Below are 25080 nucleotides of genomic sequence, written 5' to 3'. Positions count from 1 at the left end.
GGATCTAGGCTAACCCGAGTTAGTTGTTGTAAACATGCGCGAAGGCTGTTAACCTTCGCGCCATGCTGTCCGACGCTCTCCCTTTGACCACATGTGACTTGCCAACTCCAGACTGGGGCCGGTTGGGTGAGCAATTGCCCGCCGAATGGATCTTGGGAGCATTGAATTACACCGGCAAGGCAAGTATTCGGCAGCGGCGTCTGCCGGCAGAACAGGTAGTCTGGTTGGTCATCGCGCTGGCGATCTACCGACATCGCTCGGTGCGACAAGTGTTGGGTGAGTTGGAGCTCGCGCTGCCGGATCTGAAGGACACGTGCGTGACCGATAGCGCTGTAACGCAAGCACGTCAGCGGCTGGGCGAAGAACCGTTGGCGTGGCTATTCTCAACGTCCGCGCGCCATTGGCAAGTGCAGGATGCCCATCGCTCCGACTTCCACGGCCTCCAGCTTCTTGCTATGGATGGGACGACCCTGAAATTAGCCGATAGCGCGGAAAACCGGGCGCATTTCGATTCACCACACTTTGCCAATGACGCCTTGGCCAGTTATCCCCATGCCCGCATGGTGACCCTGGCCGCGTTGCGCACGCAATTGGTTTTGGCCGCTGATTTCGGTCCCTATAGCAAGGGGGAGATGGGTTTTGCCTTACCGCTGCTCGACGCGATCGCCGACCATTCGCTGACGGTCTTCGATAAAGGCTTTCTAGCCGCCGAGTTGCTCCATAAACTGCGTACCCAAGGCCAGCAGCGGCATTTCCTGGTGCCGGCCAAGGCCAACACACGGTGGCATCTTGTGAGCGGCGACAGTGAGGATGGCATCGTCGAAATGCGCGTTTCCCCACAAGTACGCAAGCGCGACCCCGCCATGCCCGAACAGTGGCAAGCGCGTGCCATTGCAACGAAAGATGCGAAGGGCAACCGGTGCTATTTACTGACCTCTTTGACGGATCGTCGACGCTTCCCCGCGAAAACCGTCCGCGACTGTTATAGCGAACGCTGGCAGATCGAAACGAGTTACCGCGAAATCAAGCAAACCATGATGGGGATGGCCCTATGCCTGCGCAGCCAAAGTGTCGCAGCAACCAGACAGGAAATCTGGGGCATTCTTATTGCCTACAACCTCGTGCGGCTAGAAATGGCGCGCACGGCAGAGCAGGCAAAATGTGCCCCCAATGACGTTAGCTTTATCTTCGCCCTCGGGGTATTTCAGCTCGAGATGTTGCATGCGGCCTCCGAGCGGGCCTTGGGCAACCTACCAGGAACGATCAAACGAATGCGCGAGAGGATGATCCTCGAACTGAATGTCTATCGACCCGACCGGAAATTCGATCGGGTCACCAAAGCAAAACCGCAACGCTATCCTGAACGCAGGCTCAGGAAATCCTTAACTTAACGGCATTAGGCACTGACCCCGATTTTCAGGGTTGTTGCAATTGGCCGATAACGCTGGCTACCTTGGTGGTAATCATGTCGACCGCCGGGCCATTTGCGCCGTGGGGGATGATGATGTCGGCGTTGCGCTTGGTTGGTTCGATGAATTGTTTGTGCATCGGGCGCACGGTTTCCAGGTACTGGCCGATCACGCTTTCCACCGAACGGGCGCGTTCGGTGATGTCTCGTTGCATGCGGCGGATGAAGCGGATGTCGGAGGCGGTGTCGACGAAGATCTTCAGCGACATCAGGTCGCGCAAGTCGGGATCGTACAGGGCAAACAGGCCTTCGATGACGATCACCGGCGCTGGCTTGACCGGAATGGTCCGGTCGGAGCGGTTGTGAATCGTGAAGTCATACTCAGGCATTTCGATCGCTTGGCCATTGCGCAACGCTTGCACATGCTGCACCAGCAGCGACCATTCAAAAGCCTGCGGGTGGTCGTAATTCGTCTGGTTACGGACTTCGGGAGGGAGATGGGTCTGGTCGAGATAGTAGTCGTCCTGCATCACGACCGAGACCATGTCAGCGCCAAACGCTGCCAGCACTTTCTGGGATACCGTGGACTTGCCACTGCCGCTACCGCCTGCGACACCAATAATAAACGGTTGGAAAGAAATCGTATTCATGCCGAATGATACAGGAAGCGTGACTGGGCTGACAGGGAGGAGGCCGCATCTAACTGGCCAGCGTGCGTCCGCGTCCCTGTGATTTGGCCTGGTAGAGGGCAACGTCGGCGCGGTGCAGCATGATGTCGATGCTGTCGGCGTCATGCAGTCGCATGGCGATGCCGGCGCTGTAGGACAGATCGAATCCCAGCTCTTTGGCCGAGTTCTGCGCCAGCCACTGCCGCAGGCGTTCGTCGTAAGCCATCACCGAAGCGAGGTCGGCGCAGTTGAGCAGCACGCAGAATTCTTCGCCGCCGTAACGGCAGAATACGTCGCCGACACGGCTGACGTCGCGCATGCCGGCGACGAACAATTGCAGCGCACGATCGCCGACGGCGTGGCCGCGCGTGTCGTTGATTTGCTTGAAATAGTCGAGGTCCAGCAACAGCACGCCGATTGGTTGCTGGTAGCGCACGCTGCTGGCCAGGTCGATGGTGGACTGTAGCAGCCAGGCGCGGCGATTCAGGGCGCCGGTCAGGCCGTCCAGCGTGGCCAGACGCTCCAGTTCGCGCGCCGCTTCGTCGCGGTGCGCCAGCAGGATGGCCATCATCGACAACACCATCATGGCGTTGGACGACAGGGCAAATACCTGGTTCAGCAGGTGCGGCGTGTAAAAGTTCGGAAACTCGGCGGTGTAGAACGCGCCCAGCACGCCGCGACAGGCCAGCACCACCATCTGGATCGACAGGGAGATCACCAGCAGCCAGCGCCAGCGGCCGACCGGTACCTGTGGCCGGCGGCACAGCGTCGCCACCACCGTGGCGATCTGCAACGCCAGCAAGCCGTTGGCCCAGCCAGTCCGGAACGCATAGTCGGAATAACTGATGCCGTAGCCGACGGTCATGACGATGGCGATGATGGTCGGCGCGCGCGCGCTCGCCTGGCGGCCGCACCACAGTTCGAAGGCGATGGCGTTGAACACCATGCCGCTGGAGACGCACGCCATCGATAGTGTCGACAGTGCATGGTCGGCCCAGCCGCCGCCTTCGAACGTGCTCGACATCAGCAACGCAATCCAGCCCGCAGTTTGTAGCACGATGCCGACCTGCGCGTAACGCGCGGCGCGGTTCACTTGCCCCATGAAGTATGGCAGCGCCACGGCCATGATCAGCAAGTTGAGCGTCATGGCGATCAGCAGGGAGGAAACGTCTATTCTCAGCACGAACTACACCCTCAAGGCCGTTTCAACTGGCCAATCACGCTGGCAACCTTGGTGGTGATCATGTCGACTGCCGGGCTGTTCGCGCCATGCGGAATAATGATGTCGGCGTTGCGCTTGGTCGGCTCGATAAATTGCTTGTGCATCGGGCGTACCGTTTCCAGGTACTGGCCGACGACGCTTTCCACCGAGCGGCCGCGCTCGGTGATGTCCCGTTGCATGCGGCGGATGAAGCGGATGTCGGAGGCGGTGTCGACGAAAATCTTCAGCGACATCATGTCGCGCAAATCCGCGTCGTACAGGGCGAACAGGCCTTCGATGACGATCACCGGGGCGGGCTTGACGGGAATGGTGCGGTCGGAGCGGTTGTCGCGCGTGAAGTCATATTCCGGCATGGCGATCGTTTCGCCGTTGCGCAGGGCCTGGACGTGCTGCACCAGCAGGGGCCAGTCGAACGCCTGCGGATGGTCGTAATTTTGCTGGCGACGGACTTCCGGCGTGAGATGGGTCTGGTCGCAGTAGTAATCATCCTGCATCACGACCGACACCATGTCGGCGCCAAACGAAGCGAGCACTTGCTGGGAAACAGTGGACTTGCCACTGCCGCTACCACCTGCGACACCAATAATAAAAGGTTGGAAAGAAATATTCATGCTGAATGATACCGGAAGCGCGGCCGAACTAACAGGTCAGTAAATGACCTAACTTTGCCTAAAGTTGAAAATATGTCACTGATTTTCGCTTAACTCCTGCGAAAGCTGCTGTGCGTCCAGCGGGAAGAAGTCGCAGACCAGCGATGGTCGCTTTATTTCATCGTTAGCGCGATAAGCGGAAGCGAGAGCGGTATGTGCCAATGCCTCAGTATTCACGTGGATAAAAACTCGCGATTGCGCAATCATTTCGCTGGCAGACTGTGTTATGGTTCCACCTATTACAAAAATGATTGCGCAATCATGTTCAATAAAAAGATACGGGGACTACGCTGGTGGATGATCAGCTTGATCATGCTTGGGGCGGTAATCAATTACCTGACCCGCAGCACACTGGCGGTGGCGGCGCCCACGCTGCTGGCTGAACTGAGCATCAGCACCAAGGAATATTCATACATTACCGCCGCCTTCCAGGGCGCGATCATGCTGCAGCCGCTGGCCGGCTATGTGCTCGATGTAATCGGCTTGAAGCTCGGCTTCGCGATGTTCGCGACCGCCTGGTCGATCATTTGCATGCTGCATGGCCTGGCCACCAACTGGCAGACGCTGGCTGTGCTGCGTGGCCTGCTGGGCCTGGCCGAAGGTTCGGCCAACCCGGCCGGCATGAAGGCGGTCTCCGAATGGTTCCCGGCCAAGGAACGCGGCATGGCGGGCGGCATCTTCAATATCGGCGCTTCGTTCGGTTCGATGCTGGCGCCGCCGCTGGTGGTGTGGGCGATCTTGTATTACAACTGGCAATCGGCGTTTGTCATCACCGGCGCGCTGGGCCTGATATGGGTGGCGATGTGGCTGCTGCTGTACGATGCGCCGGCGCGCCATCGCCGCCTGTCGCAGGAGGAGAAAGAGCATATCGCCGCCGGCCAGGAGCAGCATCTGGAAGGCGATGGCAAGCGGCCGTCGATCGTCAGCATCCTGAAGATGCGCAACTTCTGGGGCATCGCGCTGCCGCGCTTCCTGGCCGATCCGGCCTGGGGCACGCTGTCGTTCTGGGTGCCGCTGTACCTGACCACAGTGCGGCATTTCGATCTGGCGCAGATTGCGATGTTTGCCTGGCTGCCATTCCTGGCCGCCGACCTCGGCTGCCTGTTCGGCCCGATGGTGGTGCTGGCGCTGCAAAAGCGCGGCGTCCGCCTGATCAACGCGCGGCGCGGTGCGTTCACGCTCGGCGCCATCATGATGATGGGCGTGGCTTTTGTTGGTTACGTCGAGAGCCCGTATGCGGCGATTGCCTTGCTGAGCCTGGCTGGCTTTGCGCACCAGACCTTGTCGGTCACGGTCATCACCATGTCGTCCGACCTGTTCCGCCGCAACGAGGTGGCGACGGTGGCCGGCATGTGCGGCACCTTCGGCAACTTCGGTCTGCTGGTGTTCTCGCTGCTGATCGGCGGGCTGATGGCAAGCGTCGGCTACACGCCATTTTTCGTCAGTCTGGCGGTGCTGGATCTGGTGGCGGCAGTGCTGCTGTGGACTTTGGTGCGAGAGAAAACGTCATGATTCAAAACCCTGTCCTGAAGGGATTCAATCCCGATCCGTCCATCGTGCGCGTGGGCGATGATTACTACATTGCGACTTCCACCTTCGAGTGGTTTCCCGGCGTGCAGATCCATCATTCGCGCGACTTGGTCAACTGGCGTTTGCTGACGCGTCCGCTGACGCGCGCCAGCCAGTTGAACATGCTGGGCGCGCCGGATTCCTGTGGCGTCTGGGCGCCTTGCCTGACCTATGCGGATGGCTTGTTCTGGCTGATCTATACCGATGTCAAGCGTTACGGTCGCACGTCGACCGGCGGCGCGACCGGCAGCGCGTCCTTGCGCGATTTCCACAACTATCTGGTGACCAGCCCGAGTATTGACGGGCCGTGGTCGGACCCGGTCTACCTCAACAGCAGCGGCTTCGATCCGTCGCTGTTCCATGATGACGATGGCCGCAAGTATTTGCTGAATCAGTTGTGGGATCACCGTCCGGGCAGCAATCGCTTCAACGGCATTGTGGCGCAGGAGTATTCGGTGGCCGAAGGCAAGCTGATCGGCAAGCGCGAGAATATCTTCAAGGGCACCGCACATGGTCTGACCGAGGCGCCGCATTTGTACAAGCGCAATGGCTACTACTACCTGCTGACCGCCGAGGGCGGCACAGGCTGGAATCATGGCGTGACGATGGCGCGCTCGCGCAATCTGCAAGGCCCGTATGAACTGCATCCGGAATCGACGATGCTGACGTCGCGTCATCGCCCGGATGCCGCCTTGCAACGCGCAGGCCACGCCGATATTGTCGAGACGCCGGATGGGCAGACGTACATGGCCTACCTGTGCGGCCGTCCGCTGCGCAATCGCGGCGTGTGCACACTGGGCCGCGAGACGGCCATCCAGCCGGTGGTGTGGGGTGAGGATGGCTGGCTGCGCACGCTGGACGGGCAGGGCACGCCGGAGTTGCATGCGGCTGCGCCAGGTCTGCCGGAGCATCGTTTTGACGAGGCGCCGGTGCGCGAGGATTTCGATGCGGCCGAATTGCCGGTGGCGTTCCAGTGGCTGCGCACGCCGTGGCCGGAGGAGTTGTTCAGCCTGAGTGCGCGGCCGGGCTTCCTGCGTTTGTTTGGACGCGAGAGCCTGGGCAGCACGTTCCGTCAGTCGCTGGTGGCGCGACGCCAGCAGTCGCATTGCTATAGCGCGTCGACGCGGGTGGAGTTTGAGCCGGAGCATTACCAGCAGCAGGCAGGGCTGGTGTGTTACTACAATGCGTCCAAGTTCCACTATCTGTATATCAGCAATGATGATGCAGTAGGCCGGCACTTGCGCGTCATGACCAGTTTGCCGAACCATGTGCAGACCGATACCTTTACTGCGCCGATCCCGCTGCCGGCAGGGCCGGTGGAGTTGCGCGTGGAGGTCGATGAGGAGCGCCTGTACTTCGGCTATCGTCCGCAGGGTGGCGAGTGGCAGTGGCTGCCGCAGATATTCGATGCCAGCATCCTGTCGGATGAGGCGAATGCGCCAGGACAGCCCAACTTTACCGGCGCGTTTGTGGGCGTGACGTGCCAGGACATGTCTGGCACGGCGCTACACGCGGACTTCGATTATTTCGAGTACCACGAGCGGCCGTACACCGTTAATCCGAAGGCGGTGGTTTAGACGCTTTCTTTTCGTCCTGGATTTGTTTGAGGAGAACGGCAGTTTCCGTGACCAGCCGGTTTACCTCGGCTTGCGTGGCGGCCATTTCCTTGCCGCCCTTGAGCGCCTCCAGCATATTGAATTGCATGCTGGCGTTCAGCGCGGCAATGCCGAAGGTGGCGGCCAGCACGCTGCTGATGCCGGTAACAATGATCGTCGTGCGCAGGCTGGCAATAGTGGCGCGCATTTCGGCAAGCATCGTTTCGATTCGGTCGAATCTTGCATCGGAGACTTTCTGACGTTCATCCATCAGTTTGACGAAGTTGGCGAACGTGGTTTCCATCGACGATATCCTGCCATCCGTCCGCGCTTCGAGGACGGCGACCTGGGCTTCAACGGTGTTGGGTGGAGGCGTCATAACAGTTTAGACCGCTGATCGGGTAGGCAAGTTCAATATTATTGCGCCGGTTGGTGAATTTCGTAATTGCCGTGCACGGCTACCGGTCGCACAATGGTGCGCATAAAAAATAAGCGAGACATCCCTATGCATATCCGCCTTGCCGCCACGCTGGCCATCCTGTCTTCCTCCGCTTTCGCGGCCGCGCCAAATGAACTGAATGTGTACGCCAGCAAGCCGCTGGACTCGTGGCACATCCAGGTATCCGACTTTGAAACCAACAAGACGCTGGAAGGCGATGCGGTCGAGATCTCGCGCCAGGTCAAAGTGCCGGACAGCGTGGTTACAGTCAGCAAGTCGACCAGGTCGAAGAAGAACGATGCGCTGACGCTCAACTTCAACAAGGCCTGGTACGCCAGCCTGCGTGTGGATGGCGGCAAGCCGGTCGACCTGCGGCCATATGTGGCCAAGGGCGTGCTGGCGCTGGACGTCAATGTTCAGGAACTGTCCGAAGGCGGCATGTCGTTCAAGCTGCGTTGCGGCGAGAACTGCGAGCGCAGCGTGCCGTATCTGGTGCCGGGCCGCGAGATCGCCGGCAAGGGCTGGAAGCATCTGGTGTTCTCGATGAGCTGTTTCTATCGCGAGGGCGACGACTTCAGCGCAGTCACGCAGCCGTTTGCGCTCGATGGCAGCGGCATTGGCAAGATCTCCGTTGCCAACATCAAGTATCAGATCAGCGGAAAGCCCAACGCCAGCTGCCCGGACTACAAAACTGTCTCCGTCACGCCGGACAAATTGAATGAATCCTGGTCAGTCAACTGGTGGACCAAGCGCCATGAAGACAAGCTGGCTGAAGCCAGGCAACTGGGCAAGAGCGCGCAAGTAATCTTCATCGGCGATTCCATCACCCACAACTGGGAGAAGGAGGGCTTGGCGGTGTGGAATCGGGTCTACAAGCCGCTGAATGCGCTGGACCTGGGCTTCGGTGGCGATCGCACCGAGAACGTGCTGTGGCGCATCCAGCACGGCGCGGTTGACGGCCTTGCCCCCAAGGTCGCGGTGCTGATGTTCGGCACCAACAATACCGGCCACCGCCAGGAAGATCCGAAGACCACGGCCATCGGCATCAAGCGCAATATCGATGAGTTGCAGCAGCGCCTGCCGGATACGAAGATACTGCTGCTGGCGATCTTCCCGCGCGGCGAAAAGCCGGACGACAAGCTGCGCCAGATTAACGAGCAGGTCAACGCCATCATCGCCGGCTTTGCCGATCACCAGAAGGTGTTCTTCGCCAATATCAACCAGGCTTTCCTGCAAGCGGATGGCACGCTGTCGAAAGACATCATGCCGGACCTGCTGCATCCGAACGAGCAGGGCTATGAAATCTGGGCCAAGGCCATGGCGCCTGAGCTGAACAAGTTGCTGCCGGAAGCGCAGAAGTATGTATGGGATAACCTACCTATCGGCGGTAGCGGCTTTGTCTCCGGCCTGGTGTTCAGCAAGACCGAACCGGGCCTGCTGTATGCGCGCACCGATGTCGGCGGCGCCTATCGCTGGGACGTAAAAAAAAACGCTGGCTCCCACTGATGGATTGGGTGTCCGACAAGGACACCGGCCTGCTTGGCATTGAATCGCTGGCGCTCGATCCCTCGGCGCCCAACAAGCTCTATCTCACCGCTGGCATTGCCTATCACAACGGCGGCGCCAGCGCGATCCTCAAGTCCGACGATTACGGCCAGACTTTCAAACGCATCGACGTCAGCAGCCAGTTCAAAATCCATGGCAATGGCATGGGGCGCGGCAACGGCGAAAAGCTGCAAGTCGATCCCGCCAACGGCAAGCTGCTTTACCTCGGCACGCGCGCCAACGGGCTGTTCAAGAGCGTCGATGAGGGCCTGACGTGGTCTCGCCTCGACGGCTTGGATGTGACCACCACCGCCAACGGCAATGGCATCAGCTTTGTGCTGCTGGACCGGGGCCGGATCTTCGTCGGCGTTTCACGCTTTGGCGACAATATGTATATGTCGGCTGATGGCGGCAACACCTTCACGCTGATGCGCGGCACGCCGTCACGGCTGATGCCGCATCGCGCAGTCATCGCCGATGGCAAGCTGGTGGCGACCTTCGCGCTGGGCGGCGGCCCGCACGCGGACAAGGCCAAAGGCGAGACGCTGGACGAGGGCGGCGTGTGGCAGTACGACATCGCCAGTGGCAAGTGGGCCGATATCTCGCCGCCGCTGAACCGCGCGTATGCCGGTATTACCGTGGCGCAGGACAATCCGCTGCGCATGGTGGTGTCGACGATTTCCTATTACCAGATGCGCGGCGGTATCGGCGATCAGTTCTTCGAGACGCTTGATGGCGGCAAAAGCTGGAAGAGCATCGTCGCCAACGGCGTGCAGATCGATCCGAATGGCGTCAGCTGGATAGGCGGCAGCTTCATCCACTGGGCCGCCAGCATCGCGTTCGATCCGTTTGACAGCCGGCGCTTGTGGACGGTGTCTGGCAACGGCGTGTTCGTCTCGACCGATATCCACGCGGAAAAGCCGGTGTGGAAGTTTGAAGCCGCCGGGCTGGAAGAATCCGTGCCGCTGAATCTGGTCAGCATTCCCGGCGGGCCGCTGATGTCGGCGATAGGCGACTACGACGGTTTCCGTCACACCGACTTCACGCATTACGCGCCGATTCACACACCCACCATGGGCACGACCTGGGGGCTGGATTACGCGGCGCGCATTCCGCAAGTGGTGGTGCGCGCCGGCAGCGCGATGTATCTGTCGAAGGATATGGGCATCACCTGGCAGAAAACCGCCAGCATGAACGGCAAGCAGGGGCAGGTGGCGCTAAGCGCGGATGGCGAGGTGATTGTGCATTGCCCCGAGAAGGCGACCACCTGCTACCGCAGCGGCGACGATGGCGCGAGCTGGAGCGAAGTGACAGGCTTGCACGTCGAGCGCGGGCGACCGGTGGCGGACCCGGTGGATGCGCACCGCTTCTATGCGCTGGCGGGCGAACGGATGCTGGTCAGCACCGATGGCGGCGCCAGCTTCGCGCCGGCGGGCCGCTTGCCATCGGCGCGCGGTTCGAAGGTGGTGCGGGCGGTGCCTGGACGCCAGGGTGAGTTGTGGGTGGCGCTGTATGACGGCGGCCTGGCGCGCTCCATCGACGCCGGCGCCAGCTTCACCGCGCTGCAAGGTGTCAGCTACGCGGCGGCGGTCGGCTTCGGCAAGGCGGCGCCGGGAACGGATTTCCCGGCTGTTTATCTGTGGGGCGAGGTCGGCGGCGTACGTGGCGCGTACCGATCCACCGATTCCGGCGCCACATGGTTGCGGATTAACGACAGTCAACACCAATACGGTGGTCCGGGTGATGCACAATTCATTATGGGTGACATGAATACCTTTGGCAACGTTTTCATGAGTACCGCAGGGCGCGGCATCGTTTTTGGTAAACCCTTCACTCAGTAAGTGTAAAAACGTAATTGCTTAGGGGAATTTAGTGAATTTCGTTATGGAAAATGCGAAATTTGTTATATCAGACGGCTTCAAACAGCGTGTAACAATATCAAGAAGGCCACGTTTGTCTGGAATCGGAGCAGTAGAAATGCAGATGAAGTCACACCGGATTGCATTGCTGTTTAACGCAAATAAGATATTTGATCGCGAGGTCATTGCCGGCGTCGCCGCTTACCTGAGTTCGACGCGGGCCACCTGGGATTTGTTCCTGGAGGAGGACTTCCGCCTGCGTCTGCCCGGCATCGAGCACTGGCAAGGCGACGGCATCATCGCTGACTTTGACGATCCGGCGGTCGCTGCCGCGCTGACCCGCAGCCGCATTCCGGTGGTGGCGGTGGGCGGCTCGTATGAAAACCAGGCCGCCTATCCCGAAGACGTGCCTTATGTCGCCACTGATAACTTCAAGCTGATCAAGATGGCGCGCGATCATTTGATCGAAGCTGGCCTGCGTCACTTCGCCATGTTCTCGCTGCCGGAAGCGCAGGAGAACCGCTGGGCGCAGGAACGCGAGCACGCCTTCCGCACGCTGATGGAACAGGACAAGATGGAGCCGCATGTGTATCGCGGCCTGGGCACCAGCGCGCCGTCGTGGGACGAGGCGGTCGAGCAGCAGATCAGTTGGCTGCATAGCCTGCCGAAGCCGGTCGGCATCATCGCCGTCACCGATGCGCGTGCGCGCCAGCTGATGCAGGCTTGTATCATGGCCGGCATCGCGGTGCCGGAGCAGGTGGCGCTGATCGGCATCGACAACGATCCGCTGGCGCGCATGCTGACGCGCATACCTTTGAGCTCGGTGATCCAGGGCGCGCAGGAGATGGGGCGCACCGCCGCGCACCTGCTGGACCAGATGCTGCACGGCGTGCGCATGAGCGGCACGCGCGTGCTGGTGCCGCCGGTCGGCATCAACGTGCTGGCGTCGACGCAGCACGAAGCGCCCAAGCATCCGCACGTGATGCGCGCGCGCCACTTCATCCGCCAGTACGCCTGCCAGGGCATCAAGACACACCAGGTGGCGGAGTATGTGGGCATCTCGCGCTCGTCGCTGGAGTCCTACTTCCGGCTTGAACTGAATTGCAGTGTGCATGACGTGATCCTGCGCTTCAAGCTCGATGCGGCCACCTCGATGCTGGCGCGCGGTGAGCGCAGCATCGCCGAAGTGGCATTGTGCTGCGGCTTCACCTCGGTGCAGTATATGCATGCTGTGTTCAAGCGTGAACTGGGCTGCACGCCGCGCACCTATCAGGACCGCGCCATGCTGGGCATCATCGACGATGGCTCGGCGCTGCCCGCACCGGAGCTGGCGGCGTAGCCGGGCCGTGTGAGGTAACATAACGGCGCAAGAATAAAACTGGAGACTACGATGAAGAAATTACTGAGCACGGCGACCATCGCCGTCATGATGGCTTTCGCTGGCGGCAACGCCATGGCCGATGCCAAGAATCCGAAGATCGGTTTCTCGATCGATGACTTGCGGCTGGAACGCTGGGCGCGCGACCGCGATTACTTCGTCGCCGCCGCCGAGGCGCAAGGCGCCAAGGTATTCGTGCAGTCGGCCGACGCCAGCGAGCAGCGCCAGATCGCGCAGATCGAGAACCTGATCTCGCGCGGCGTGGATGTGCTGGTGATCGTGCCGTACAACGCCACGGTGCTGACCAACGCGGTGCGCGAGGCAAAGAAGGCCAAGATCAAGGTGATCTCCTACGACCGCCTGATCCTCAACGCCGATATCGACGCCTACATCTCCTTCGATAACAATATGGTTGGCCAGTTGCAGGCGCAAGGCGTGCTGGCGGCCAAGCCGAAGGGGAACTTCTACCTGCTGGGCGGCGCACCGACAGACAGCAACGCCAAGATGCTGCGTGATGGCCAACTGAAGGTGCTGCAGCCGCTGATCGACAAGGGCGACATCAAGGTGGTGGGCAAGCAGTGGGTGAAGGACTGGAGCCCATCGGAAGCCATGTCCATCGTCGAGAATGCGCTGACCGCCAACGGCAACAAGATCGACGCCGTGGTGGCGTCGAACGACGCCACCGCCGGCGGCGCCATTCAGGCGCTGGCTTCGCAGAAGCTGGATGGCAAGGTGGCCGTGTCGGGGCAGGACTCGGACCTGGCCGCCGTCAAGCGCGTCATCGCCGGCACGCAGACGCTGACCGTCTACAAGCCGCTGAAGCTGATCGCCTCGGAAGCGGCCAAGCTGTCGGTGCAGCTGGTGCGCAACCAGAAGCCGGCGTTCAACGCGAAATATAACAACGGCTTCAAAGAGGTTGATTCGGTATTCCTCAAACCGATCGCACTGACCAAGGCCAATGTGGACCTGGTGGTGAAGGACGGCTTCTACACTCAGGCCCAGCTCGCGGGCAAGTAAGCAATTCAACGGGGCCATGCGGCCCCGTTCTCCGTCGATTGCTCATAATCATTCGCGTGATTGGTGAATTTCGCAATTGCGAGCCGCTGTCGTAAAACGCACAATGATTCAAATTCGCGCGCAGTGGCAAACCGCCATCAGCCCGCCGCGACAAAAAATATACGACGAGCGAGACGATATCAATGACGACCAGAATTCCGCGCTTTTTAGCGCCGGTGGGATAACTCATCCCGCGTTTCCGTAATACCCCCACAGACAGCGACAATAATGAATAGCCAAAGAGCTATCAGGAATCGTATAACTTTGGAGAGCGTAATGAAGCATTTGAAAAAAACGGCCATCGCGCTGGGCCTGGCCCAGATGACGATGATGCTGAGCGGCGCTGCTGTCGCCCAGACTGAAGCCACCCAGACGACCGGCACGCCCGCAGCCGAACCGGTGGCAGTGATCGTCACCGGCCAGCGCGCGGCACTGCAATCGGCGCAGAAGATCAAGCAGAATTCCGACGAAATCGTTGACTCCATCGTCGCCGAAGACATGGGCAAGCTGCCCGACCGTTCGGTGACCGAGGTGCTGCAACGCGTGGTCGGCGTCACCATCGACCGCACCATGTCCAAGGGCGACCCGGAGCACTTTTCGGTGGAAGGTTCCAGCGTGTCGATCCGCGGCTTGAGCTATGTGCGTTCGGAGCTGAATGGCCGCGACTCGTTCTCGGCCAACGGTGGCCGTTCGCTGAATTTCGAGGACGTGCCGCCAGAGCTGGTGGCCGGCGTCGATATCTACAAGAATCCATCGGCGGAGCAGATCGAGGGCGCCATCGGTGGCCTGGTCAACCTGCGCACCGCCATGCCGTTCGACTACAAGGGTTTCAAGGCCTCGGTATCGGCGGACCGCACCTGGTCGGAGCTCAAGCGCGGCAAGACTTCGCCGTCGGCTTCGGGCCTGGTATCGAACCGATGGAAAACCCCGGTTGGCGAAATCGGCGCCTTGCTGGACCTGGCCTACTCGGAAAGCGGCACCCGTACCGATGCCTTCCAGGTCGAGCCTTACTACCCGCTGAAAGACGCTTCCGGTAAAACCGTCTTCGTGCCGAAGGGCGCGCAATGGCGCACGCTGGAATTCAACCGCAAGCGCGAAGGCGCTTACGGCGCGCTGCAATGGAAGAATGAGGAGTGGTCCAGCAGCCTGACCTACTTCAAATCGAAGTATGAGATGCAGTGGGACGAGCAGGCGATCTTTGCCCAGTCCAGCCCTTACAACATCCGCGTCTCGCCGGACGCTACGTTTGGCGCCAACGGCCAGCTGCTGACCGGCACGCTGACCGACTCCACCGGCGCCGGCATCAATTTCGGCGACGACACCCGCACCTCGAACCGCAAGTCCGATACCACCGACGTATCGTGGAACCTGCGCTGGCGCCGTGACAACTGGACCGTCACCACTGACCTGCAATACATCAAGGCCAAGACCGGCAATCTCGACTCCACCGTGGCTACCGGCATCCAGATGCCGAAGGAGAAGCTGGACCTGACCGGCAACGTGCCGAAGATTATCTTCGATGATGCCGACCGCGCCTACCTGGCGAACCCGAACAACTACTACTGGGCCTTCACCCAGGAACATCTGGACCGCAGCAAGGCCGATGAAAAGGCGTGGAAAACCGACGTCAAATACGACTTCGATAATCCGGTGCTGCGTGACGTGCGTTTCGGCGTGCGCCTGACCGACCGCGAAGCCGTCACCACCAATTCCAATCCAAGCTACCACTGGGCCGCCATCACCCAGCCATGGCAGGGTGAGATCACCGGTCTGGCTTACCTGGGCGATCCGCGCTTCGCCGGCAATGTCAGCCTGCACAGCTTCGATAACTTCTTCAACGGCGGCGTCTCCGTGCCGGCGGTGGTGTTCCCGAATGTCTCGCTGGCGCAGGGCTTCCCGGATACCTATGCTCAGCTGCACAAGTATTACGAGATGCTGTGCAAGCCGGATTCCACCTGCGCGCCATGGGCGCCTGCCACCTTCGGCACCGATCCCCTGGGCACCAACCGCCAGACCGAGAAAACCAAGGCACTGTATGGCCAGTTGCGCTTCGGCTGGGATAACCTCAAGTATCCGGTGGATGGCAATGTCGGCTTGCGCTATGTGAAGACCGATTCGACCGCGTTCGGCTACACGGTGTTCAACTCGACTGCACCGACCGGCAACAACCTGCAAGGCGTGCCGATTCCGTCGATCGCGCCGTTCGCGAAGTCGCAGGACTACGACAACAGCTACCACAATTTCCTGCCTAGTCTGAACCTGCGCCTGAAGGCCAGCGACACGCTGCAGTTCCGCTTCGCTGCCGCCTCGGCGCTGTCGCGTCCCGACTTCTCGCAGCTGCAAGGCTACACCTCGCTGTCGCAGTCGGCCGACACCACCACCATCAATGGCGTCACCACGGTCAACAGCGTGACCCATAACGGCACTGGCGAAGGCAATCCGATGCTGCGCCCGACCACTTCCAAGCAGATCGACCTGACCATGGAGTGGTACTTCGCGCCGACCGGCTCGTTCACCGCAGCGATCTTCAACAAGCGGCTGAAAGACGTCATCGTCAAGCAGGTGTACAACTACCAGCTGCCTGACAGCACCGGCCGCATGCAGGACTTCACGGTCACCGGCCCGATCAACGGCGCCCGTGGTCACGCGCGTGGCATCGAGCTGGCTTACCAGCAGTACTTCGATTCGCTGCCTGGCGCCTGGTCCGGCCTCGGCGTGCAAGCCAACTTCACTTTCGTGGACAGCGAGCGCAAACTGTATAACTCGGTCTACTCGAAATACTGCACCGGCAGCAGTGGCGCGGCCAACCTGAATCTGAACCTGAACGGTTGCGACACCGATGGCACGACCTTCGGCAACCTGCCGCTGGAAGGCCTGTCGCGCCAGTCGTACAACCTGGCGCTGCTGTACGACAAAGGTCCGATATCGGCCCGTCTGGCGTACAACTGGCGTTCGAAGTCGCTGCAAGCGGTGAACGTCAACGGCACCAACGGTGGCGACGCCACGGACAGCAATCCCGCCAGCCCGACATACGGCCAGACCAACGTCGCCTGGGCGCTGCCGACCTGGTCGGACGCCTACGGTCAGCTGGACGCGTCGTTCTTCTACAAGTTCAGCGACAAGATCCAGCTGGGCCTGGAAGCACAAAACCTGACCGATGCGACTTATAAGCAGTTGATGCAGCAAAATATCGGTATGATGGGCCGTGCATGGTTCAAGACGGGCCGCCGCGTGGTGGCAAAACTGAGTTACGACTTCTAATCTAACGAAAGGCTTTTAACAGATGAAGCAATCCGCCCGCCAGCTTGTTCTTTCCCTCAGTTTTTTGATGGCCGCAGCTGGCGCGGCGGCCGCCTCCGACCTCCCGCAGATCGTCAAGAAGGATGGCCGGTTCGCCTTGATGGTGGACGGCGCGCCCTTCGTCGTTCTCGGCGGGCAGGCGCAGAATTCCAGTAACTATCCGCTGGCCCTGAACAAGGTCTGGGCGGCGATCAAGGACATGCATGCCAATACGCTCGAAATCCCGGTGGCCTGGGAGCAGATCGAGCCGGTGGAAGGCAAGTTCGATTTCAGCTACGTCGACACGCTGGTGGCTGAGGCCCGCAAGAACAAGGTGAAACTGGTGCTGCTGTGGTTCGGTACCTGGAAGAACACCGGCCCAAGCTACACGCCGGAGTGGGTCAAGTTCAACAACACGCGCTTCCCGCGCATGCTGGACAAGAACGGCAAGATCACCTACTGCCTGTCGCCGCAAGGCGAAGAGACGCTGAAGGCAGACAAGAAGGCTTTCGTGGCGCTGATGAGCCACATCAAAAAGATAGACGAAGCGCAGCGCACGGTCATCATGGTGCAGGTCGAGAATGAAGTCGGCACCTACGGCTTTGCGCGCGACTTCGCACCCAAGGCTGAAGCGCTGTTCAACAAGCCAGTACCGCAGGCGGTGCTGGACTATAAAAAATCGCCGGTGTCCCTGGCGAAGAGCGGTACCTGGAAACAGGTGTACGGCGACTACGCCGATGAATACTTCCACGCGTACTCCATCGCCAGCTATATCGAGGAAATCGCCAAGGCCGGCCGCGCCGTCTACAACCTGCCGATGTTCGTCAATAACTCGCAGCGCGATTCGCTGGAAGATCCGGTCAAGCCATGGAAGGAAAACTTCGCCAGCGGTGGCCCGACCTATGACGTGATCGACATCTACCGCGCCGCCGCGCCGCATATCGATTTCGCCGGCCCGGATATCTATGGCCCTGACTGGAAGAAGTTCAACGCGTCGCTGAAGCACTTCCAGCGCCCGGATAATCCGCTGATGGTGCCGGAGATGAGCAACGCCGCCGAATATGTGCGCTACACCTATCTGGTGCTGGGCAAGGGCGCGATCGGCTTCTCGCCGTTCGGCATCGACTATGCCGACTACAGCAATTTCCCGCTCGGTCACAAGGCGGTCGACAAGACCATGGTGGAACCGTTCGGAAAAATCTACGCTGCCTTCCGTCCGATGGAACGCCAATGGGCCAAGTGGGCGTTTGAGGGCCGTACCTACGGCATCGCCGAAGGCGACGATCGCCAGCCGCAAACCGTGGACATGAAAGGCTGGAAGGCTACCATCTCGTTCCGCGAGTGGCAGTTCGGCGAGCGTGAATACTTCAAGAACGTCAAGGACGTGCCGGCAGGGACCGAGATCCCGAACGGCGGTGTGTCGATCGCCCAGATCAGCGACAATGAATTCATCATCATCGGCCAGCGCGCGCGTGTGAAGATCGATGAGGCGCAAGGCAAGCCGACCATGTGGGCACGCGTGGAGGAGGGCCGCTACGACGCTTCCGGCAAGTGGATCATGGAGCGTAACTGGAATGGCGACCAGACTGATTATGGCCTCAACCTGACCGGCAACCCGGTGGTGTTGAAGGTGAAGGTTGGCACTTACTAAAATTCGGAGACAATATGCGTATTAAAACCATCGCTCACGCGGCGTCGTGCCTCGCCGTGATCGCCGCCGGCCAGTCCGTGGCCGGCACATTTGAAAAGACCAGCACCGGCGTGGTGGTCAAGCCTGACAGCGGCGCCGCACAGGAAGTGCGGCTGGACGTCATGGCCGATAACATCATCCACGTGGTGAAGCTGGATAAAGCGGGCAAGCCGCTGAACCCATCGCTGATGACCGTGGCCGCTCCTGTTAGCGGTAACTTCAGCGTCAGCGCGTCCGGCAAGGACAAGGTCACGCTGAAGGCGAAGAAGATTTCGGTGGCGGTGTCGCTGGCCACCGGCCAGGTGCAGTTCTTTAACGCTGCCGGCAAGGCCTTCCTGACGCAGCAGGCGGAGAGCATGGCGCCGGTCGATATCGACGGCAAGCCCTTCCTGGCGGTGAAGCAGGGCTTCAACTACGGTACCAAGGACGCTTTCTACGGCCTGGGCCAGCATCAGAATCACCAGATGAATCTGAACGGCGAAGACGTGCTGCTGATGCAGCACAATATGGCGATTGCCGTGCCGTTTGTGGTGTCTGATAAAAACTACGGCGTCCTGTGGGATAACAATGCGATCTCGCGCTTCGGTGACAGCAAGCCGTATGCGTGGCTGAGCCGCGACCTGAAGCTGACCGATGCCGAAGGCAAGGCCGGCGGCCTGACCGCGCGCTATTACGTTGGCGACAAGCTGGTGTTCACGCGCCAGGAAAAGGACATCGCCTACCAGTACCTGAAGGACGTGGCGGAGAACTGGCCGAAGGAAGCCGGCGACCCAAAGGCCGCCAACCTGAAGGTGGTGTGGGAAGGCACGATGGCGTCCGACAAGCCGGGCGTGCACAAGATGCAGCTGTACTCGTCGGACTACGCCAAGCTGACCGTCGACGGCAAGGAAGTGATGGACGTGTGGCGCCAGGGATGGAACCCGTGGTATCACAACTTCGAAGTGAAGTTTGAAGCCAACAAGCCGGTCAAGCTGCACCTGGAGTGGAAGCCGAGCGGCGGCATGGTGGCGATCACGCATAATGATCCGCTGCCGAAGGACGAACGTCATTCGCTGACCTTCTCGTCGGAGGTCGCGCAGAGCATCAACTATTACGTGGTCAGCGGCGAAAACATCGACAACGTCATCGCCGGTTATCGCCACTTGACTGGCCAGGCGCCGATGATGCCGAAATGGGCTTACGGCTTCTGGCAATCGCGCCAGCGCTACGAGACGCAGGAGCAGCTGCTGGGCGTGCTGCGCGAGTACCGCAAGCAGGGATGGCCGGTCGATAACATGGTGCAGGACTGGTTCTACTGGCCGCAGGATGGCTGGGGCTCGCATGACTTCGACAAGGCACGCTTCCCGAACGCGAAAGCCATGGTGGACGAAGTCCACAAGGCCAATGCGCGCATCATGATTTCGATCTGGGGCAAGTTCTACGCCAACACCGACAACTACAAGGAGCTGGCGTCCAAGGGCTATATGTGGACCAAGAACGTCGAGAACGGCGACCTGGATTGGGTTGGCCCTGGCTACAAGAACAGCCACTACGATCCGTACACCAAGGAAGCGCGCGATATCTACTATCGCCAGATGAAGGGCAAGCTGGTGGACCTGGGCTTCGACGCCTGGTGGATGGATAACACCGAGCCTGATGTGCTGTCGAACACCCGTCCGGCGGACTTCAAGAAGCTGATCGGCCCAACCGTGTATGGCGGCGGCGAGATCACCTTCAATCCGTATAGCCTGGTGCATACGGAAGGCTTCTACAATCACCTGAAGGCGGACCAGCCTGAAAAGCGCCAGTTCATCCTGTCGCGCTCCGGCTTCGCTGGCATCCAGCGTAACGGCACCGCGCTGTGGAGTGGCGATACGGCCAGCCGCTGGAATAATCTGTTCGATCAGATTTCGGCGGGCGTCAGCATGTCGATGTCCGGCATCCCTAACTGGACGCACGATATCGGCGGCTATGCGCAGGAGACGCGCTTCCAGGTCGGCGAAGTCGGTTCGGCGCAGGAGAACCGCAGCACCGGCATCCAGCAGGGTAATCCGGAGGATCTCAAGGAATGGCGCGAGCTGAATCTGCGCTGGTTCCAGTTTGGCGCGTTCTCGCCGCTGTTCCGCTCCCACGGTGAAGTGGTGAAGCGCGAGATCCATGAGATTTCGCCGGAAGGTTCGCCGATGCGCGCATCGATGGTGTGGTACGACCAGCTGCGCTATCGTCTGATGCCATACATTTATTCGACCGCCGCCGAGACCCACTACGAGTCGGGCTCCATCATGCGCGGCCTGGTGATGGACTTCCCGAACGATGATGCGGTGAAGAATATCAACGATCAGTATCTGTTCGGCCGCAGTATGCTGGTGGCGCCGGTGTATGTGTACGGCGCGCGTGAGCGCAGCGTGTACATGCCGAAGGGCGCGGATTGGTACAATTTCTACACCGGCGAAGTGCACAAGGGCGGCACCACGGCGACCATCAAGGCGCCGGAAACGCGCATGCCGGTGCTGGTGAAAGCCGGCGCCATTCTGCCGGTCGGCCCGCTGACGCAGTATGTGGATGAGAAGCCGGATGCGCCGATCACGCTGTATGTGTACACCGGCGCCGATGGCCGCTTCACGCTGTACGAGGATGATGGCGTCAGCAATGCCTATCTGCGTGGTGAGGCCAGCCGCATCCCGTTCAGCTACAATGACAGGACCGGCGTGGTCACCATCGGCGATCGCTCCGGCCAGTACAAGGGCATGGTGGCGAAGCGCCAGTTCAAGGTACGTTTCATCAAACCTGGCGTTTCGAGCACCGATAACTTCGACGTAGCCGACAAGGTGGTCAGCTACGAGGGCAAGGCTGTTACTGTGAAACGCTGATATGAAGACTTTGACCGCAGTTGTTTTGTTCGCGCTGGCCGCATCGGCCAGCGCTGCTGATGTGCGCCACATCGCCATCGACGCCGCCTCCGCCGGAACGCCGCGCGACCGCTTCGCTGATTTATCGGTGGGCTCGGATTATCCGGGCACGCTGATACGCGACGACAGCCTGGCGCAGCTGAAAATTGCGAAGGACGAGCTGGGATTCCGCTACATCCGCTTTCACGCTATCTTCCATGATGTGCTGGGCACGTACAAGGAGGTGGATGGCAAGCCGGTGTACGACTGGACCAAGATCGATTACCTGTATGACCGTTTGCTCAAGATGGGCGTCAAGCCTTTCGTGGAATTGGGCTTTACGCCGCTGGCGATGCGCAGTTCCGACTTGAGCATCTTCTATTGGAAAGGGAATACTTCGCATCCCGATCCGAAGAAATGGGCTGGCCTGATCGATGCGTTTGTGCGTCACATGCAGGAGCGCTACGGCAAGGAGGAGGTGCGCACCTGGTTCTTCGAGGTGTGGAATGAACCTAACCTGGACGGCTTCTGGGAGAAGGCGGACCAGAAGGTGTACTTCGAGCTGTTCGACATTACGTCGCGCACCATCAAGGCGATCGATCCGGCGCTGCGTGTTGGCGGGCCGTCGACGGCTGGCGCGGCATGGGTGCCCGAGTTCCTGGCGCATGCAAAGCAATCGGGTTCGGTGGTGGACTTCGTCACCACGCATACTTATGGCGTGGATGGCGGCTTCCTCGACGAACATGGCAAGGACGATACCAAGCTGTCGCCATCGCCAGATGCGGTTGTCGGCGATGTGCGCAAGGTGCGCAAGGAGATGGTGGACGCTGGCCATCCCGACATGCCGCTGTACTTCACCGAGTGGAGCACCAGCTATACGCCGCGCGATCCGGTGCATGATTCGTATATGAGTGCGCCGTACATCCTGAGCAAGCTGAAAGCGACTGAAGGTCTGGTGCAGGGCATGAGCTACTGGACTTACAGCGATCTGTTCGAGGAGCCTGGACCGCCGACGGCGCCGTTCGAAGGCGGCTTTGGCTTGATGAATCCGCAGGGTGTGCGCAAGCCGGCGTGGTTTGCGTACAAGTATCTGAACCAGCTGGGTGATACGGCGCTGAAAAATGCCGATGCGCAGAGCTATGCAGCGAAGGATGGCCGGGGCGTGCAGGTGCTGGCCTGGGATTTCCAGACACCGAAGCAGGGCCGCAGCAATCGCGGTTTCTTCACGACGGTGCAGCCGACGCGCGACAGTGCGCCGATCAGCATTGATCTGAAGGGTTTGAAGCCTGGTGCGTATTCGGTCAAGGTGTATCGCACCGGCTTCGAGGCGAATGATGCGCACACCGCTTATCTGAAATTGGGTTCGCCGAAGACCTTGTCGCCGCGTCAGCTGGAGCGCTTGCAGGCGTTGACCACCGATCTTCCGCAGACCAGTACGGTGAAGGTGCCGGCTTCCGGTGTGGCCAGTGTCAAGGTGAAGATGCGCGTCAACGATGTTGTGCTGATCAAGATTAATCCTCAATGAAGTTGATTGCTTTGGTCCTGGTGGCTGCCAACGCGGCGGCCGCGCCGGACATGACGTTGCGCTATGCCCAGCCGGCGCCGGATACGGCGGCGGGCTGGGAGAAGGAGGCGCTCCCGATTGGCAATGGGCGCATCGGTGCGATGATCTTCGGGCAGCTGGCGCGTGAGCGTTTGCAGTTCAATGACATTACGCTGTGGACTGGTGATGACAAGGCGATGGGGGCGTATCAACCGTTTGGCGACGTCTACATCAATCTGCCTGGGCACGATCAGGCGAGCGGATATGCGCGGCAGCTGGATATTGGCCGCAGCCTGCATAGCGTCCGGTATGTGCACAAAGGCGTTGAATTCAGGCGCGAGGCGTTGGCCAGTTATCCGGCGCAGGTGATTGCTGTTAGGCTGACTGCCAGCAAGCGTGGGCAGTACACTGGCTCCATCGAGCTGACCGATATGCACGATGCCAGGATTACCGCGCAGGATGGGCAGATCACCGCTGTTGGCACGCTGCATGGCAAGGGGCAGCAGCCGTCCACCAATGTGATGGATTACGCCAGCCAGGTGAGGGTGCTGAACGAGGGCGGCAAGCTGGCCGTGGACGGCAACAAGATCAGCTTTTCTGGTAGCGACGCCATCACGCTGATTATCGGCGCCGGCACCAGCTACGTTAATGACACCTCCCGCCGCTTCCAGGGGGAAGCGCCGCTGCCGCGTGTCGCGTCGCAAGTCACCTCCGCGTCGCAGTCGTGGAGTGCGCTGCTGGCCGCGCATCAGCGTGACTATGCGGCGCAGTTCGGACGGGTAGCTGTCGACTTTGGTGCGGCGCCGGCTGCGCGTCGTGCGCTGACGACTGATCGACGTATCGAGGCTTATACCGCCGAGGGCAACGATCCCGAGCTGGAAGCACAGTTCTTCCAATTCGGCCGCTACCTGCTGATCTCCAGTTCGCGCGGCTCGTTGCCAGCCAACCTGCAAGGCCTGTGGAACAACAGCCTCACGCCGCCGTGGAACTCGGACTACCACACCAACATCAACATCCAGATGAACTACTGGCCAGCCGAACCGGCCAATCTCTCCGAACACCACAAGCCATTCTTGGACTTCGTGCAAGGCGTCGCACCAGTCTACCGAAAGCTGATCACCGACACCGCCGCCAAGGCCATCGCCGACCCATCCTCGGTGCAGATGTCACAGCCGGACCTCAGCGGCGAAGCGGTGCAGCGCGAAGAAACCTTCGTCAGCAAATCCGGCAAGCCAGTTCGCGGCTGGACCGTGCGCACGGAGTCGAATCCTTTCGGCGCCATGGGCTACGTGTGGAACAAAACCGGCAACGCCTGGTACATGCAGCACTTCTGGGAACACTACGCCTACACGCAAGACAAAGCCTTCCTGCGCACCATCGCGTACCCGATGATGCAGGAAGCGGTCGCCTTCTGGGAGGACTATCTGAAGGAACTGCCCGATGGCCGCCTGGTCGCGCCGCTGGGATGGTCACCTGAACATGGACCGATTGAAGATGGCGTCAGCTACGACCAGGAAATCATCTGGGACTTGTTCAACAACACAGTGGAAGCTGCCGGCGTATTGGGCGATACGCAGTACCGCAACCACGTCGCCGCCTTGCGCGACAAGCTGGCCACGCCAGGCATCGGCAGCTGGTGCCAGTTGCTGGAGTGGATGGAGGAGAAGAAGGACAAGGTGCTGGACACGCCGGACGACACGCACCGCCATGTCTCGCATCTGTTCGGGCTATTCCCCGGCCGGCAGATCTCGCCGACGCAAACGCCGGCATTGGCCGCTGCGGCACGCAAATCGCTGGCTGCGCGCGGGGATGCTGGCACTGGCTGGTCGATGGCATGGAAGACTGCCTACTGGGCGCGCCTGCTGGACGGCGATCACGCGCACAAGATGCTGCGCGGCCAGTTGGCCAAGCCAGGCGCGCGGGCAGCACAGCAGAGCAGCCAGGGCACGGAATCCAATAACGCCGGCGGCACCTATCCGAATATGTTTGATGCGCACCCGCCGTTCCAGATCGACGGTAACTTTGGCGCCACCGCCGCCATCTGCGAGATGCTGCTGCAATCGCAGACAGGGGAAATCCACTTGCTGCCAGCGTTGCCGTCTGCCTGGCCATCAGGATCGGTCAAGGGACTGCGTGCGCGTGGCGGTTATGAAGTGGATCTCGCCTGGGCCAACGGCAAGCTGATATCCGCCACCATACGCCGCACGGCAGGCGAGGGCGCGGGCAAGGTGCGCTATGGCGACAACGTCGTGCCGCTGAATCTGCGCGCAGGCGAAAGCAGGCGGCTTGGCGGCGGCCTGTAACGCTCATCC

16 protein-coding genes are annotated in these 25080 nt (G+C 60.5%); 12 read left to right on the top strand and 4 right to left on the bottom strand.

The genetic code is table 11. The features are described 5' to 3' along the window. Positions 1–62 precede the first annotated feature (62 nt). Positions 63–1391: an IS4 family transposase gene (locus BLS51_RS22140; protein WP_090189680.1), complete on the top strand. Its 1329-nt coding sequence runs from the start codon at positions 63–65 to the stop codon at positions 1389–1391. A 25-nt stretch (positions 1392–1416) separates the two neighbouring features. Here the strand turns inward: BLS51_RS22140 and udk (BLS51_RS22135) are convergent, their stop codons facing one another. From udk (BLS51_RS22135) to udk (BLS51_RS22125), 3 genes are read right to left on the bottom strand one after another with little or no spacing between them, the layout of a single operon-like run. After that, positions 1417–2058: a uridine kinase gene (udk, locus tag BLS51_RS22135; RefSeq protein ID WP_090189682.1), complete on the bottom strand. Its 642-nt coding sequence runs from the start codon at positions 2056–2058 to the stop codon at positions 1417–1419. A gap of 49 nt (positions 2059–2107) precedes the next feature. Continuing rightward, the gene (locus BLS51_RS22130; RefSeq protein ID WP_090189684.1) at positions 2108–3259 is read right to left on the bottom strand and encodes a GGDEF domain-containing protein; all 1152 of its coding nucleotides are present in this window, start codon (positions 3257–3259) and stop codon (positions 2108–2110) included. A gap of 11 nt (positions 3260–3270) precedes the next feature. After that, positions 3271–3909: a uridine kinase gene (udk, locus tag BLS51_RS22125; protein WP_090189687.1), complete on the bottom strand. Its 639-nt coding sequence runs from the start codon at positions 3907–3909 to the stop codon at positions 3271–3273. Between the two features lie 351 nt (positions 3910–4260). On the opposite strand from udk (BLS51_RS22125), the gene BLS51_RS22120 reads away from it, so the two are divergent. Together BLS51_RS22120 and BLS51_RS22115 are read left to right on the top strand one after the other, a co-directional pair. Beyond that, a complete protein-coding gene (locus tag BLS51_RS22120) occupies positions 4261–5460 on the top strand; it encodes an MFS transporter (RefSeq protein WP_229208072.1) in 1200 nt (399 codons plus the stop codon). Continuing rightward, positions 5457–7094: a glycoside hydrolase family 43 protein gene (locus tag BLS51_RS22115; protein WP_090189691.1), complete on the top strand. Its 1638-nt coding sequence runs from the start codon at positions 5457–5459 to the stop codon at positions 7092–7094. The genes BLS51_RS22120 and BLS51_RS22115 overlap by 4 nt, the downstream gene beginning before the upstream one ends. On the opposite strand, the gene BLS51_RS22110 is transcribed toward BLS51_RS22115, so the two are convergent. Then, positions 7072–7416, bottom strand: coding sequence for a hypothetical protein (locus BLS51_RS22110; RefSeq protein WP_090189693.1), 345 nt, complete (start codon positions 7414–7416; stop codon positions 7072–7074). The genes BLS51_RS22115 and BLS51_RS22110 overlap by 23 nt on opposite strands. Positions 7417–7617: 201 nt before the next feature. Here BLS51_RS22110 and BLS51_RS30350 point away from each other — a divergent pair, with 201 nt between their 5' ends. The 9 genes from BLS51_RS30350 to BLS51_RS22070 all read left to right on the top strand — a co-directional run bounded on the left by BLS51_RS30350 (position 7618) and on the right by BLS51_RS22070 (position 25071). Next, positions 7618–9057, top strand: coding sequence for a GDSL-type esterase/lipase family protein (locus BLS51_RS30350; RefSeq protein ID WP_229207719.1), 1440 nt, complete (start codon positions 7618–7620; stop codon positions 9055–9057). Then, a complete protein-coding gene (locus BLS51_RS30345) occupies positions 9057–10937 on the top strand; it encodes a WD40/YVTN/BNR-like repeat-containing protein (RefSeq protein WP_229207720.1) in 1881 nt (626 codons plus the stop codon). The genes BLS51_RS30350 and BLS51_RS30345 overlap by 1 nt, the downstream gene beginning before the upstream one ends. Positions 10938–11079: 142 nt before the next feature. After that, positions 11080–12294, top strand: a complete 1215-nt coding sequence (locus BLS51_RS22100; RefSeq protein ID WP_090189864.1) for a XylR family transcriptional regulator — start codon at positions 11080–11082, stop codon at positions 12292–12294. Between the two features lie 87 nt (positions 12295–12381). Continuing rightward, positions 12382–13350, top strand: a complete 969-nt coding sequence (gene xylF / locus BLS51_RS22095; protein WP_373994355.1) for a D-xylose ABC transporter substrate-binding protein — start codon at positions 12382–12384, stop codon at positions 13348–13350. A 315-nt stretch (positions 13351–13665) separates the two neighbouring features. Further along, positions 13666–16650: a TonB-dependent receptor gene (locus BLS51_RS22090; protein WP_090189697.1), complete on the top strand. Its 2985-nt coding sequence runs from the start codon at positions 13666–13668 to the stop codon at positions 16648–16650. Between the two features lie 22 nt (positions 16651–16672). Next, on the top strand, positions 16673–18319 hold the full coding sequence (locus BLS51_RS22085; RefSeq protein ID WP_090189699.1) for a GH35 family beta-galactosidase: 1647 nt from the start codon (positions 16673–16675) through the stop codon (positions 18317–18319). 14 nt (positions 18320–18333) lie between these two features. Next, positions 18334–21207, top strand: coding sequence for a glycoside hydrolase family 31 protein (locus BLS51_RS22080; protein WP_090189701.1), 2874 nt, complete (start codon positions 18334–18336; stop codon positions 21205–21207). A 1-nt stretch (position 21208) separates the two neighbouring features. Then, complete coding sequence (locus BLS51_RS22075) at positions 21209–22750, top strand: GH39 family glycosyl hydrolase (RefSeq protein ID WP_090189702.1); 1542 nt, start codon at positions 21209–21211, stop codon at positions 22748–22750. Next, complete coding sequence (locus tag BLS51_RS22070; protein ID WP_090189704.1) at positions 22747–25071, top strand: glycoside hydrolase family 95 protein; 2325 nt, start codon at positions 22747–22749, stop codon at positions 25069–25071. The genes BLS51_RS22075 and BLS51_RS22070 overlap by 4 nt, the downstream gene beginning before the upstream one ends. Positions 25072–25080 lie beyond the last annotated feature (9 nt).

It is taken from the genome of Duganella sp. OV510 (assembly GCF_900100205.1).
Taxonomy (GTDB): domain Bacteria; phylum Pseudomonadota; class Gammaproteobacteria; order Burkholderiales; family Burkholderiaceae_D; genus Rugamonas.
This window is presented reverse-complemented; position numbering and strand designations above follow the sequence as displayed.

Excerpts from the sequence above, each read along its gene's own strand:
- BLS51_RS22140 (WP_090189680.1), top strand. The coding sequence starts at position 63 with ATGCTGTCCGACGCTCTCCCTTTGACCACATGTGACTTGCCAACTCCA.
- udk (WP_090189682.1), bottom strand. The coding sequence starts at position 2,058 with ATGAATACGATTTCTTTCCAACCGTTTATTATTGGTGTCGCAGGCGGT.
- udk (WP_090189687.1), bottom strand. The coding sequence starts at position 3,909 with ATGAATATTTCTTTCCAACCTTTTATTATTGGTGTCGCAGGTGGTAGC.
- BLS51_RS22120 (WP_229208072.1), top strand. The coding sequence starts at position 4,261 with ATGCTTGGGGCGGTAATCAATTACCTGACCCGCAGCACACTGGCGGTG.
- BLS51_RS22115 (WP_090189691.1), top strand. The coding sequence starts at position 5,457 with ATGATTCAAAACCCTGTCCTGAAGGGATTCAATCCCGATCCGTCCATC.
- BLS51_RS22110 (WP_090189693.1), bottom strand. The coding sequence starts at position 7,416 with ATGGAAACCACGTTCGCCAACTTCGTCAAACTGATGGATGAACGTCAG.
- BLS51_RS30350 (WP_229207719.1), top strand. The coding sequence starts at position 7,618 with ATGCATATCCGCCTTGCCGCCACGCTGGCCATCCTGTCTTCCTCCGCT.
- BLS51_RS30345 (WP_229207720.1), top strand. The coding sequence starts at position 9,057 with ATGGATTGGGTGTCCGACAAGGACACCGGCCTGCTTGGCATTGAATCG.
- BLS51_RS22100 (WP_090189864.1), top strand. The coding sequence starts at position 11,080 with ATGAAGTCACACCGGATTGCATTGCTGTTTAACGCAAATAAGATATTT.
- xylF (WP_373994355.1), top strand. The coding sequence starts at position 12,382 with ATGATGGCTTTCGCTGGCGGCAACGCCATGGCCGATGCCAAGAATCCG.
- BLS51_RS22090 (WP_090189697.1), top strand. The coding sequence starts at position 13,666 with ATGAAGCATTTGAAAAAAACGGCCATCGCGCTGGGCCTGGCCCAGATG.
- BLS51_RS22085 (WP_090189699.1), top strand. The coding sequence starts at position 16,673 with ATGAAGCAATCCGCCCGCCAGCTTGTTCTTTCCCTCAGTTTTTTGATG.
- BLS51_RS22080 (WP_090189701.1), top strand. The coding sequence starts at position 18,334 with ATGCGTATTAAAACCATCGCTCACGCGGCGTCGTGCCTCGCCGTGATC.
- BLS51_RS22075 (WP_090189702.1), top strand. The coding sequence starts at position 21,209 with ATGAAGACTTTGACCGCAGTTGTTTTGTTCGCGCTGGCCGCATCGGCC.
- BLS51_RS22070 (WP_090189704.1), top strand. The coding sequence starts at position 22,747 with ATGAAGTTGATTGCTTTGGTCCTGGTGGCTGCCAACGCGGCGGCCGCG.